We start from the raw sequence: 12,622 nt of genomic DNA on the forward strand, positions 1-12,622 counted from the left end.
CTAAAACCGACTGATTGATAACACTAGGTTATGCATTGCTCGGAATAAATGTTTCTTGTTGAGAAATGATTTTGACACGTACTCTTCACCCAAGCCGTAAGCGTTTATGAAGACGGTATGTTGAACAAGCGGGCCCTCGAACAGCTGTAACTAAGGGGCGTTGTTTTGTCAGGTAAGTTTCTAAAAATAAGATCGTGGTACGTCGTTTGGTGCCTGCCAAACGATTAGACATTGTTTCAGTGGATGCTTTTTCGCGTTGTATTCGTGCCGTGTCTGTATGAGCGAGTGCAGGGCGAAGAAGGGCTTTCGCAGATAACTGAAAGATGTGCGCTGGTCAGTTTAGGTTTTTATTTTCATTAATCGGTCCCGTTCACACGGGGAATTTATATCGTGCGCCGCCGGACTTGGCTCGAGGCGCTTGTTGATACTTCCGGCCATTTGAAATCGGAGAAACCGTCTTGAGATTCGAAGGTATTTATACACCGGCGGTGACGCCGCATACGCCCGATGGCGATATCGACTGGAATGTGTTCGATGACGTTCTGGAGTCGCTGGTCGAGGCGAAAGTACACGGCATTATTATTGGCGGCTCGACCGGCGAATATTATGCGCAGACCGCTGAAGAGCGTCTGGAACTGGCCGCCCGGGCCAAGGATGTCATCGGTTCGCGGGTTCAACTGATCATCGGCACCGGCGCCATCCGTACCGAAGACGCGGTGTTGTTCGCCAAGGATGCCAAGGCCATCAAGGCTGACGCGATCCTGGTCACCACGCCGCCCTATGCGCTGCCGACCGACCAGGAGAACGCGATCCACGCGTTGACCATCGACCGTGCGGCAAACCTGCCGATCATGCTTTACAACTACCCAGGCCGCATGTGCGTGCAAATGAACGAGGATTATCTCGCTCGCGTGGGTAAGTCGAAGAATGTCGTCGCCATCAAGGAAAGTTCCGGTGACATGGGCCGGGTTCACTTGTTGGCGCGGGAGTTTCCGCATATCGCGTTGTCGTGTGGCTGGGACGATCAGGCCCTGGAGTTCTTTGCCTGGGGTGCGCGCAGTTGGGTGTGTGCCGGTTCCAACTTCCTGCCCAGGGAACATGTCGCGTTGTATGAAGCCTGTGTGCTGGAAAAGAACTTTGATAAAGGCCGCCAGATCATGTCGGCAATGATGCCGCTGATGAATGCACTGGACGGTGGAAAGTTCGTGCAGTCGATCAAGTTCGGCTGCGAATTGAATGGATTGAAAGTAGGTGATGTGCGTGCGCCACTGCGTCCGTTGAATGCGGGTGATAAACGAAGTCTGCAAACCGTTATCGCCAACGTGAAACGCACCGTCGCACACATTACCTCGGGAGCCAACCATGCGTGATCTGCTTACTGCGGCTGAATATGCCGCTATCGCCAAATCCATTTCATTTGCGTCCAATGCGTTTATCGACGGGGCTTTCAAACCGGCGATTGACGGCAAGACATTTGCCACCCATAACCCCGCCACCGGCGCATTCCTCGCGGACATCGCCGCCTGCACCGTCGAGGATGTCGACTACGCGGTGAGCAAGGCCCGGGAAGCGTTCGAGGACGGGCGCTGGAGGCTGTTGGCGCCGGGCGAACGCAAGGCCGTGCTGTTGAAGTTCGCCAAGTTGCTGGAGGACAACCGTCACGAATTGGCGGTGCTGGAAAGCCTGGACAGCGGCAAGCCTGTGCGCGAGTGCCAATGCGTGGATGTGCCGGACACGATTCACACCCTGCGCTGGCACGCTGAAGTCATCGACAAGCTTTACGACCATACCGCCCCGGTGGGCAATGATGCCCTGACCATGGTCGTGCGCGAGCCGATCGGGGTGGTGGGGTGTGTGCTGCCCTGGAACTTCCCGCTGCTGATGCTCGCCTGGAAAATCGGCCCGGCGCTGGCCGCCGGCTGCTCGGTGATTGTCAAGCCGGCCGAGCAGACCACACTCACCACGTTGCGCGTCGCCGAGTTGGCGTTTGAAGCGGGCGTTCCAGCCGGTGTGCTGAACATCGTGACGGGCACCGGCAAGGACGTTGGCGAACCCATCGGCCTGCACAAAGACGTCGATATGGTCAGTTTCACCGGTTCCACCGCCACCGGCCGCCGCTTCCTGCATTACGCCGCCGACTCCAACCTCAAGCGCGTGGTGCTGGAATGCGGCGGCAAGAACCCCGCCGTGGTGATGGATGACGCCGAGGACCTGGACCTGGTGGCCGAACAAGTGGTCAACGGCGCCTTCTGGAACATGGGCGAGAACTGCTCGGCAACGTCGCGCCTGCTGGTGCACGCATCGGTCAAGGATGAACTGTTCCAACGCATGGGCGCCTACCTCAATGAGTGGAAGATGGGCGATCCCCTCGACCCGCACAACCGCGTGGGGGCCTTGGTCAGCACTGATCATTTCGAGAAAGTGAAGTCGTACCTCGACTACGCGAACGGCGACAAGCTCGCCGTCGTGTACGGCGGCGACACCCAGGATGGCGCCTTCGTGCAGCCGACCGTGATCGACGGCGTCGACCGTGACAGCCGCTTGTTCCAGGAAGAAATTTTCGGCCCGGTGTTGTCCGTGACCTCGTTCACGTCGATCTGCGAAGCCATCGCCCTGGCCAACGACACGGCCTACGGCCTGGCGGCGTCGGTGTACACCGGCAGCCTGCGCAAGGCGATCAAGCTGTCACGGGAGATTCGCGCCGGCATCGTCACCGTCAATTGCTTCGGTGAAGGTGACGCCTCGACGCCGTTCGGCGGGTACAAGGAGTCGGGGTTCGGTGGTCGGGACAAATCGGTCTTCGCCCATGACCAGTACACCGAGATCAAGACCATCTGGATCGATGTGTCCGATCGGTCGGTTGACGAGACCGTAAGATGAGCGCCCATACCATCAAGCGTCTACCGGTAGACACCGGCGTTTCGGGTTGGGAGGCCATTTCGACGCGCTCGACGCCCGTGCGCATGCTTGATGGGCAGGTGACCGCCGATTGGGTGATCATCGGCGCCGGTTTTGCCGGCCTTTCCGCCGCGCGCAGGCTGTCGCAGCTGCGCCCGGGCGAGCGCATCGTGGTGCTGGATGCGCACGAAGTGGCGAAGGGGCCCGCCGGCCGGAACTCAGGCTTCATGATCGACGTGCCGCATAACCTGTCGTCGGGCGAGTACTCCGTGGCTGGTGAGTCGGCCACCGCCCTGGAGATTGCGCAAAATCGGTTTGCGATCGATTTTGCCTCCCAGGCCGCGCATGAATACGGCATGAGTGCGCACACGTTCGATCCTTCCGGCAAGATCAACGCGGCGGCCACCGAGCGCGGGCTCAAGCTCAATGACAACTACGCCAAGTCGCTGCATGGTATTGGCGAGCGGTATGAGTTGTTCGATGCCGCGCAGATGCGCGAAATCACTGGTTCGACTTACTACCACGGCGGGTTGTACACCCCCGGCGCGGTCATGATCCAGCCGGCGCAATACATCCGCGACCTGGCGGCCGGGCTGGCGGACAAGGTGACGCTGCTGGAGCGCTCGCCAGTCATCGAGTTGTCCAGGACCGGCGGCGACTGGGTCGCTCGCTCGCATCGCGGTACCGTCACTGCGCCCAAGGTGATTCTGGCGGTCAACGGCCATATCGAGGATTTCGGCCACTTCAAGGGCCGCCTGTTGCACGTGTTCACCTACGCGTCGATGACGGCCGGCTACCGGGATGAGCAGTTCGACAAGACGTTGCCCGGCAGGGACCGGTGGGCGTTGCTGCCGGCCGATCCCATGGGCGCCACGCTGCGCAAGATAACCTCGGACGGTTTGTCGCGAATCGTCATCCGGACCAAATTCACCTACGACCCTAGCATCCAGGTAACCCCCAAGCGGGTCGCGGCCGTTGCGCAAGAGCAGCGGCACTCGCTGGACCTGCGCTTCCCTGAATTGAAGGACACGCCGTTCGAATTCAGTTGGGCGGGGCGGCTCTGCCTGAGTCGCAACAGCGCACCGGCGTTTGGCGAAATTGAACCGAACCTCTACAGCGCTTGCTGTGAGAACGGCCTGGGCACCGTCAAGAGCACCCTGGCCGGGGTCATGGCCGCTGAGTTGGCCACGGGCACCGACTCGAAGTTCCTTGAGAGTTTCAGTCATGCCCCGGGGCCGAGCAGGCTGCCGCCCAGGTTGTTGACGCAATGGGGGGTGCGCTCGGTCATTCGTTGGCAGGCATTCAAAGCGGGAAAAGAAGGTTGAAGCAGTTGTAAAAAAAGAAGCGGCTTTCAAAAGCCGGAGCCAGTTCCATAAACGTAGAACGGGGAAACGCCATGAACAAGATCTGGAAGACAGTCTGCGCCGTCGCCATCGCCGGCATGATGAGTCTGCAAGCTCACGCTGAAGAAAAGACCATCACCATGGGGACGATGAACTGGGAGGACCTGACGCCCATCACCGGTATCACCAAGAAGGTGCTCGAAGACTCCGGCTACACCGTGAAAGTCGTCGAGTTTTCCGAGTGGGGCATTGCCTACGCGGCGTTGACCAAGGGTGACGTCCAGGTGCTGGCGTCCCAGACCGACTATGCAGCCTCCGACTACTGGAACAAGAACAAGAACAAGCTCGAAAAACTGTCGCCGGTGTCCTTCGGCCTGTACCAGGGGCTGGCCGTACCGAGCTACGTCGACATCGATTCGATCGACCAGTTGAACGCCAACGCGGACAAGTTCGGCGGCAAGATCATCGGCATCGAACCCGGTTCGGGCCTGATGAGCGACGCCACCAACGTGGTCAAGGCCTACGACCTCAAGCTCAAGTTGATCGAGGGCAGCACCTCGGCCATGACCGCCGCACTGAAGTCGGCTGTCGACCGCAAGGAATGGGTTGCAGTGACCGTCTGGGATCCGTCCTGGATGACCAAGAAATTCGACCTGAAATTCCTCAAGGATCCAAAAGCGATCTTCCCACCGCTGCAAGGCTACTACTGGATTGGCCACAAAGGCTTTGCCGAAGCCAACCCTCGTGCGCGTGAACTGATGGCCAGTGTCTATGTGCCGATTGCCGACATCACCTCGATGAACGCCGAGGTCAAGGACGGCAAGACCATGGAGCAGGCCGTGAAGGGTTGGACCGACAGCCACAGCGATCTGTTGAAGCGCTGGGGAAACATCAAGAACTGATACGCCTTGCGTGCTTGCCACTGCCGCCCTTTGATTAATGAGAGAAGCCGGTACGAACCGGCTCGATGGGTTACGAAATGACAACGGCCAAAATAGACACTCACGAAGTGCTGGTGGATTGCCAGTCGGTCTGGAAAATCTTCGGTAAGAGCGCGCCCGCGGCGATCGATGCGGTCGCCCAGCGCGGACTCACCAAGACCCAGATACTGCAAGAATACAGCTGCGTAGTCGGCGTCTCGGATGTCAATCTCCAGGTTCGGCGTGGAGAGATCTTCTGCATCATGGGGTTGTCTGGCAGTGGTAAATCCACGCTGATCAGGCTGCTCAACAAACTCATCACCCCCAGCGCGGGCAAGGTCCTGGTCAAGGGCAAGGACCTGTCTGCGTTGTCACCCAAGGCGTTGCGCGAGGTGAGGGCGCGGCACATCGGCATGGTCTTCCAGAGCGTGGCCCTGTTGCCGAACCGCACCGTGCTGGAAAACACCGCCTTTGGCCTGGAGGTCCAGGGCGTCGGCAAGGCCGAGCGCTACAAGGTGGCCGAGCGGGCGCTGGCGAAGGTGGGGTTGAGTGAGTGGGCTTCGCGCTATCCGACCGAACTGTCCGGCGGGATGCAGCAGCGGGTCGGCCTGGCCCGGGCGATCACCGCCGACCCGGAAGTGATCCTCATGGACGAGCCGTTCAGCGCGCTCGACCCGCTGATTCGCCGCCAGTTGCAGGACGAGTTCCGCCAACTGACCAAGGACCTGGGCAAGTCGGCGGTCTTCATCACCCACGACCTGGACGAGGCGATACGCATCGGCGACCGCATCGCGATCATGAAGGACGGTGTGATCATCCAGGTCGGCACGGCCGAAGAGATTGTCTTGAACCCGGCCGATGACTACGTGGCCGAGTTTGTCGCCGGCATTTCCCGGCTGCACCTGGTCAAGGCGCATTCGGTGATGACGCCGGTGGAGCCGTTCAAGGCGGCCAATCCCGGTTGTGATATCGCCAAGCTGGCCAAGACCACGCCGGACGCGGACATCGATGAGTTGATCGGCCTGACCATGAAGTCCGAGCGCGATGCCCTGGCGGTGGTCGATAACGGCGTGGTGGTTGGCGTCATTACACCCCGTGACTTGCTGCGTGGCGTGCAGGGTACTGCTAGCGAGTTCATTGCACCGTCGGCCGTCGATGCGCTGGAGGCGGCGACATGAGTACACCTGATTTCTCCGGCCAGTTCGACGCGGCCATCGACGCCACCCTGGAGTGGTTGTCGGAGCATGGCGAGTTTCTTTTCGACGCTGCCAACGGGGCACTGACCAGTGTCTACAAAGGTGTGCTGTGGTGCATCGCGTACCCGCCGTCCTGGGTTGTCGCGCTGATCGTGGCCCTGGTCGGCTGGCGAATGATCGGTGCGCGTTTTGCGCTGCTGGCAGGCCTGGCGCTGATGTTCTGCGCCTTGATCGGCCTGTGGCCGGAAACGGTCAGCACCCTGGCCCTGGTGCTCACCGCGACGGTGCTGGCCTTGCTGGTGGCCATCCCCCTTGGGGTTGTCGCCGGCCTGACCCCGGCGTTCGATCGCGTGGTGGACCCTTGCCTTGACCTGGTGCAGACCATGCCGCCGTACATCTACCTGTTGCCGGCGATTGCGCTGCTCGGCTACGGGCCGGCCACGGCGCTGCTGGCGACGTTCATCGTCGCGGTGCCGCCGGCCATGCGGTTGACCTCGCTGGGCATCCGCATGACGCCCAACGAGTTCATCGAACTGGGCAATGCCAGCGGCGTCACCGGCCTGCAGATGTTCTTCAAGATCCGCTTGCCGTTCGCCATGCCCAGCATCATGGCCGGGGTCAACCAGAGCCTGATGATGGCGTTCGGCATGGTGGTCATCGCCGGCATCGTCGGTTCGGGCGGGTTGGGCGAAGCCATCTACGGCGCGGTGCGCACGTTGGACATCGCCAAATCCATCAACGCCGCCATCGCCATCGTGATCCTCACCATGATTCTCGATCGTCTCGCGCAGGCCGCCGCCCGTACGCGAGTGGGAGACAGCCAATGAGTATGTCGGACATGCGTTTTTCACCGGGCCAATTCCTTGCGCCCGGCGTGGATTGGCTGAACGCCAACCTGCACGGTCTGTTTGTCGCCATCAGCCAGGTCGTCGAAGCGGTACTGGGCTTTGTCGAGCATGCGCTGCTGGCACCGCACCCCTATGTGCTCATCGGCATCGTCGTGGCCGCAGCGTTCTTTTTCGCCAATCGGCGGGTGGCGCTGTTTGCCGCGTTGATGTTGGCGTTCTGCCTGTTTTCCGGCCTGTGGGTGGCGTCCATGCAAACCATCGCGCTGGTCTCGGTGGCGGTGCTGATCTCGGTGTCGGTGGCGTTCCCGTTGGGCGTCCTGGCCGCTCGGGTGAAGAAAGTCGAGGACGCTTTCCTGCCGATCCTGAACATCATGCAGACCGTGCCGCCCTGGGTGTACCTGATCCCGGCGGTGATGCTGTTCAGCCTCGGGCGTGTACCGGCGATCATCGCGACGATTGTCTACGGCATCCCGCCGATGCTCAGGCTCACCACCCTGGCCTTCAAGCAACTGCCCAAGGACCTGCTCGAACTGGGCCAGGCATCGGGGGCTTCGCCTCGGGACATCCTGTTCAAGATCGAACTGCCCACGGCGGCGCCAACCCTGTTGGTTGGCCTGAACCAATGCATCCTCATGTCCCTGGCCATGGTGGTCCTGGCGGGGTTGGTGGGGGCCGGTGGCCTGGGGGCCGAAGTGACCCGGGGCCTGTCCCGGATGGAGATGGGCCTGGGGCTGCGGGCTGGCCTGGCCATCGTCGCGGTCGCCTTGCTGATGGACCGACTGTCACGTGGGGCGTTGCAGCGTCACGCGCCGGCCAAACTGGTTTAGGAGGAGCCTGCATGAGACGCAGTTTTTTCTGTATCGATTCCCACGCCTGCGGCAACCCCGTGCGCGTGGTGGCCGGAGGCGGGCCGCTGTTGCCCGCCGTTTCCATGGCCGAGCGCCGGGAGATATTTGTCCGCGACCACGATTGGGTGCGCACGGCGTTGATGTTCGAGCCCCGGGGCCACGACATCATGTCCGGCGTGATCATCTATCCCTCAGTGCGGGACGATTGCGACTTCGGCGCGCTGTTCATCGAAGTCAGCGGCTGCCTGCCGATGTGCGGTGCCGGCACCATTGGGCTGTCGACGGTGGTCATCGAAGAGGGTCTGATCGTTCCTCGCGTACCGGGCACCCTGGCCATCGAAACGCCGGCGGGCCGGGTCGATGTGGCGTATACGCTGGAGGGCGAGACGGTCGATGCGATTCGGTTGTTCAACGTCGCCAGTTACCTGCACAGCGCTGATGTATCGGTCGAGGTCCCCGGTGTCGGCGTGCTCACGGTGGACATCGCCTATGGCGGCAACTTCTACGCGGTGGTCGAACCCCAGGCGAACTGGGCAGGCTTCGACGGGTTGAATGCCGCGGATATCGTCGGCCTGAGCCAGAAACTTCGCGATGCCCTGGCGGACATCTGCGACCCCGTCCACCCCGAGAACAGCCGGATCCGCGGCGTCCACCACATCATCTGGTGCGATGCGCCGCACAACGCCACAGCCGATGGTCGCTGCGCGGTGTTCTACGGCGATAAAGCCATCGACCGCTCGCCCGGCGGCACCGGCACTTCGGCCAGGATGGCTCAGCTGTTCGGCAAGGGCCGCTTGAAGGTCGGCGACACGTTCCGCAACGAAAGCCTGATCGGCACGGTATTCGAAGGGAAGGTCGAAGCCGCCGTCGCTGTCGGCGCCTTCGCCGGCATCCGGCCGAGCATCAGTGGCTGGGCACAGATCATTGGCCACAACACGATCTTCGTCGACGACAAGGATCCGCTGGCCCATGGGTTTCAGTTGGCCTGAGGACGAAAAGGCCGAGGTTGGGTGTCGGTTTGTGCTTTCGATGCCCAGCCGTTAGACGCCGTTTTTTTCTTGCTTGTGCAGCATCTCCAGTGTTCGCACATCGACACTCACCGTGCTGTCCAGCGCCCGCGCATACACGGAGCCCGCTTCGGCAGCGGCGCGGAACAGCGTCATGCACGACGCGAACTTCATGGCATCGAGCTCCCCCAGCAGTCGCTGGACCGGCACTGACGAGTCCAGCACGGTGCGAGTCGCCCGTTCCAGACGTGGTCCCAGCAGGGGGTGCTGCAGGTAATCGCGCGCTTCTTCAATGTCCCGCAGCCCATAGTAGGCGGCGTTTTCACTGCGACCCAGGCCGCGCAGTTGGGGAAAGATGAACCATATCCAGTGGCTTTGCTTGCGCCCGCGCTCAAGCTCAGCCATGGCGGTTTCAAAGGTGGAGGTTTGGGCCTGGACGAAACGTTCCAGTGATTCAGTCATGGGATGCCCCCCGCAGGCAAGTTAATCCCGGTCAGTTAAGCGGATCCCTGAAGAACACACAAACCGTGGCGAGGGAGCTTGCTCCCGCTGGGCTGCGAAGCGGCCCTCCTATCTACTCTGACACCTCGCGATATCAATCGTGTCCAACAGGGGCCGCTTCGCGTCCCAGCGGGAGCCAGCTCCCTCGCCACCAGGCATTGCTCGGCCGTGCAGGCCTTGGTTACAGCCGCTCAGCCTCGAGGCCCGTCAGCGCAGCTCCAACGCCTCATGAAACTTCGCCTGGGACTTGCCCGCACGCTTGGCCCGATAAAGGGCTTCATCAGCCTGGGCCAGGGCTTCGCTGAACGCGCCGCCGGTCCATAGGGCGCCGCCGATGCTGCAGCCGATCTGGAGCGTTTCTCCGGCCAGCAGCATCGGTTCGGCCAGTTTGGCAACGATGCGCTGGGCGGCGCCCTGGATGTTGGTCAGGGTTTCTCCCGAGCGCAGGCGCAGCAGGAGGACGAACTCATCGCCGCCATGGCGCACGGCGATGTCGCCGTCGCGCACCGTTGTGAGGAGGCGATTGCCGACTTCCTGCAGCAGCGCGTCGCCCATGGCATGGCCGAAGCGATCGTTGACGGGCTTGAACCCGTCGAGGTCCAGGCATAGCACGCCGAAATCAGGCCGCTCGCCGCTTTCGCTGGCCACTGCCTCGACGTATTTGTCCAGCGCCGCCCGGTTGGGCAAGCCGGTGACGGTATCGCGGTAGGCCATGCCTTCGGCCACGGCCAGTTGGCTTCTTTTTCGGGTCAGGCTGTCGACGAGGTGGCGGATCGCGAGGCTCAACGTCTCGACCTCACGGCTGCCCTTGAGCAGCGGGATGCGCACATCAGCGCCTTGGGACAGGCGCGCGGCCGCGTCGGCGATCTGGTTCACCGGCCCGGTGATGATGCCTGCCACGAACCAGCCAACCAACGCGAATACCACCGAAAGCACGATGCCCCAGATCAGGATCTCATCGCGCAACTGATGCGCTTCGGCAAAGGCTGCGTCGGCCGGCTGTCGGGTAATGACCGTCCAGCCCAGGCCACGGTAGTCGTCAACGCCGGTGCTCTGGGCGAAACCGGCCAGGTAGAGGTTGCCGTCCTGCCAGCGCGCCACCGACCAGTTTTGTCCGCTGCCGTCGTCGAGCTGGATGCCCAGGGGCTTGCCGATCATCGCCTTGGGACCCAGCAGCACGGTGCCGTCCTTGCTGACCACCAGGAACTCCAGGCCAGGTAAGCGCTTCTGCAACGGCTCGAACAGGGATCGGCCAACCTCGGCGGCCCACTTCCAGGACAGGTGGGTCGCCAGCACGCCCATGAACTGGCCGGCGTTGTCACGGACCGGCATGCTGATGTCGACGAACTTCATCGCTTCGCCGGAAGGGTTGGGCAGCAGCTTGGCCAGCATGACCGCGTCGTGGACGTCGCCGATGAAGGTTGTGTCCTTGCCTTGGAGGAAGACCGGGCGCGCCGAAATGTCCGCGCCTTCCAGCAGTTTGTCGGTGGAGGCCACCACCGTGCCGTGCGCGTCGGTCAGGCCGATCCACGAGTAGCTGGGAAACTGGTCGCTGAGGTGGTTGAGCAGCGACCGGGCCTCGCCGGTGTTCGCCGGGTCGCGCAGGGCTTGCAGCTGGCTCAGGACCGTGAGCGACTTGGAGCGACTGCTCATGTCGCGGTCCAGGCGATCGATCATCGAGTAGGCGTACTCGCTCAACTGCAGCCCGTTGTGCTCCTTGAGCCTGGAGATGGAGGACTCGCCGATAGCGGCCCCGAACAGGCAACTGAGGACCAGCACAACCGAGGCCACTGCGATGGCGAAGCGCGCCCGGAGGCTGTTGAAAGGAAGGAAATGCATCGTTTGTCGCCATGGATTGAGTCGCAAAGCCAGGGTCCTTGGCGTTTTATTTCGCTTATCGTCGCAGAATTCCTTGATCTAGGGTACTGGGTGGTCGGTTGTAGACCTTTGAGGGCCGCTACCAGCCTTTCACGCCGCTCATGTCCGGCAGTTTGTGGGCGATGCCTTTGTGGCAGTCGATGCAGGTGGCTTCGCCATTGGCCAGTGACGTCGAGTGCATGGCGGCGGCTCGCTTGCCCTGGCGGGTGAAATCCATGAATTCGAAGTTGTGGCAGTTGCGGCACTCACGTGAATCGTTGGCCTTGAGCCTGTCCCATTCGTGTTCGGCCAGCTCGCGGCGCATGGCGAGGAATTTGTCGCGGGTGTCGATGGTGCCGAAGAGCTTGCCCCAGACCTCTTTGGACGCCTGCATCTTGCGTGCGATCTTGTGCGTCCATTCGTGGGGAACGTGGCAATCCGGGCAACTGGCGCGTACGCCTGAGCGATTGGTGTAGTGGATCGTGTCCTTGAGTTCGACGAACACGTTGTCGCGCATTTCATGGCAGGAGACGCAGAACGTCTCGGTGTTGGTGGCCTCCAGCGCGGTGTTGAAACCGCCCCAGAAGATGATCCCGGCGACAAACCCTCCCAGCGTCAGGAAACCCAGGCTGTAGTACAGGCTGGGGCGACGCAGGACACCCCAGTAATCCTTGAGCAGGGCGAACAGTGCTTTCATGTTGCCTCCTCAGGGCTTGCGGGTGGCCGCGTTGGCGTCGTCTTGCAGGATCTTGTCGATGGTCTCGAACGTGTTGCCCACCAGCGGCTTGGCATCGGTCTGCGGCACGTGGCACTGGTTGCAGAAGTACCGGCGCGGTGAAACGGCCGCCAGGGCCTGGCCGTCGCGGTCCATGTAGTGGGTGATGCTGATCATGGTTGCCTGGGTCCGTGCGCTGTTGGCGCGGCTGTGGCAGGTCAGGCATTTGTTGCCGTTCTTGTCGATCTGGTAACCGCGAATGGTGTGGGGGATGGTCGGCGGTTGGTCGGGGTAATTGCGTTCGCGCTTGAGGTCTTTGTTTTCTTCCTCGGCGATGGGAGGCGCCGGCAGGCTTTGGGAGAGGGTGCCACCGGGACGGCGGCCGTCCATCGCGGGTGCGTCCAAGGGGTAATCGACGTCGGCGGCGATCGCGATCCCCATGATCGCGAGCAGGAGCAACGGCAGGGTGCGAAAAAGCATGACGGTTCT

General features: G+C 61.9%; 12 protein-coding genes. 8 read left to right on the top strand and 4 right to left on the bottom strand.

What is annotated here, in order from left to right:
- Positions 1-458 precede the first annotated feature (458 nt).
- The 8 genes from V5F23_RS11585 to V5F23_RS11620 all read left to right on the top strand — a co-directional run bounded on the left by V5F23_RS11585 (position 459) and on the right by V5F23_RS11620 (position 9,042).
- Positions 459-1,370 carry a dihydrodipicolinate synthase family protein gene (locus tag V5F23_RS11585; protein WP_042728656.1) on the top strand — a complete coding sequence of 304 codons (912 nt, stop codon included), beginning with the start codon at positions 459-461 and terminating at the stop codon, positions 1,368-1,370.
- Positions 1,363-2,880, top strand: coding sequence for an aldehyde dehydrogenase (locus tag V5F23_RS11590; protein WP_338498461.1), 1,518 nt, complete (start codon positions 1,363-1,365; stop codon positions 2,878-2,880). Before V5F23_RS11585 ends, V5F23_RS11590 begins: the two co-directional genes overlap by 8 nt.
- On the top strand, positions 2,877-4,223 hold the full coding sequence (locus tag V5F23_RS11595; RefSeq protein ID WP_047735495.1) for an FAD-binding oxidoreductase: 1,347 nt from the start codon (positions 2,877-2,879) through the stop codon (positions 4,221-4,223). The genes V5F23_RS11590 and V5F23_RS11595 overlap by 4 nt, the downstream gene beginning before the upstream one ends.
- 71 nt (positions 4,224-4,294) lie before the next feature.
- Positions 4,295-5,143, top strand: coding sequence for a glycine betaine ABC transporter substrate-binding protein (locus tag V5F23_RS11600; RefSeq protein WP_042728653.1), 849 nt, complete (start codon positions 4,295-4,297; stop codon positions 5,141-5,143).
- A 77-nt stretch (positions 5,144-5,220) separates the two neighbouring features.
- Positions 5,221-6,339 carry a glycine betaine/L-proline ABC transporter ATP-binding protein gene (locus V5F23_RS11605; RefSeq protein WP_338498464.1) on the top strand — a complete coding sequence of 373 codons (1,119 nt, stop codon included), beginning with the start codon at positions 5,221-5,223 and terminating at the stop codon, positions 6,337-6,339.
- Entirely contained in the window at positions 6,336-7,184 is an 849-nt protein-coding gene (locus V5F23_RS11610) for an ABC transporter permease subunit (protein ID WP_212803687.1), read from the top strand. Before V5F23_RS11605 ends, V5F23_RS11610 begins: the two co-directional genes overlap by 4 nt.
- Positions 7,181-8,032: an ABC transporter permease subunit gene (locus tag V5F23_RS11615; RefSeq protein WP_042728651.1), complete on the top strand. Its 852-nt coding sequence runs from the start codon at positions 7,181-7,183 to the stop codon at positions 8,030-8,032. The genes V5F23_RS11610 and V5F23_RS11615 overlap by 4 nt, the downstream gene beginning before the upstream one ends.
- Positions 8,033-8,043: 11 nt before the next feature.
- Positions 8,044-9,042 carry a 4-hydroxyproline epimerase gene (locus V5F23_RS11620; protein WP_212803688.1) on the top strand — a complete coding sequence of 333 codons (999 nt, stop codon included), beginning with the start codon at positions 8,044-8,046 and terminating at the stop codon, positions 9,040-9,042.
- Positions 9,043-9,093: 51 nt separating this feature from the next.
- Here the strand turns inward: V5F23_RS11620 and V5F23_RS11625 are convergent, their stop codons facing one another.
- The 4 genes from V5F23_RS11625 to V5F23_RS11640 form a co-directional block, all read right to left on the bottom strand.
- A complete protein-coding gene (locus tag V5F23_RS11625; protein WP_212803689.1) occupies positions 9,094-9,522 on the bottom strand; it encodes a DUF1810 domain-containing protein in 429 nt (142 codons plus the stop codon).
- Positions 9,523-9,768: 246 nt separating this feature from the next.
- Complete coding sequence (locus V5F23_RS11630; protein WP_042728648.1) at positions 9,769-11,400, bottom strand: diguanylate cyclase; 1,632 nt, start codon at positions 11,398-11,400, stop codon at positions 9,769-9,771.
- Between the two features lie 118 nt (positions 11,401-11,518).
- Positions 11,519-12,115: a cytochrome c3 family protein gene (locus V5F23_RS11635; protein ID WP_042728647.1), complete on the bottom strand. Its 597-nt coding sequence runs from the start codon at positions 12,113-12,115 to the stop codon at positions 11,519-11,521.
- Between the two features lie 9 nt (positions 12,116-12,124).
- Complete coding sequence (locus tag V5F23_RS11640; RefSeq protein WP_042728646.1) at positions 12,125-12,613, bottom strand: nitrate reductase cytochrome c-type subunit; 489 nt, start codon at positions 12,611-12,613, stop codon at positions 12,125-12,127.
- Positions 12,614-12,622 lie beyond the last annotated feature (9 nt).

It is taken from the genome of Pseudomonas sp. WP18 (assembly GCF_036689585.1).
In the GTDB taxonomy this organism is placed as follows: Bacteria; Pseudomonadota; Gammaproteobacteria; order Pseudomonadales; family Pseudomonadaceae; genus Aquipseudomonas; species Aquipseudomonas chlororaphis_E.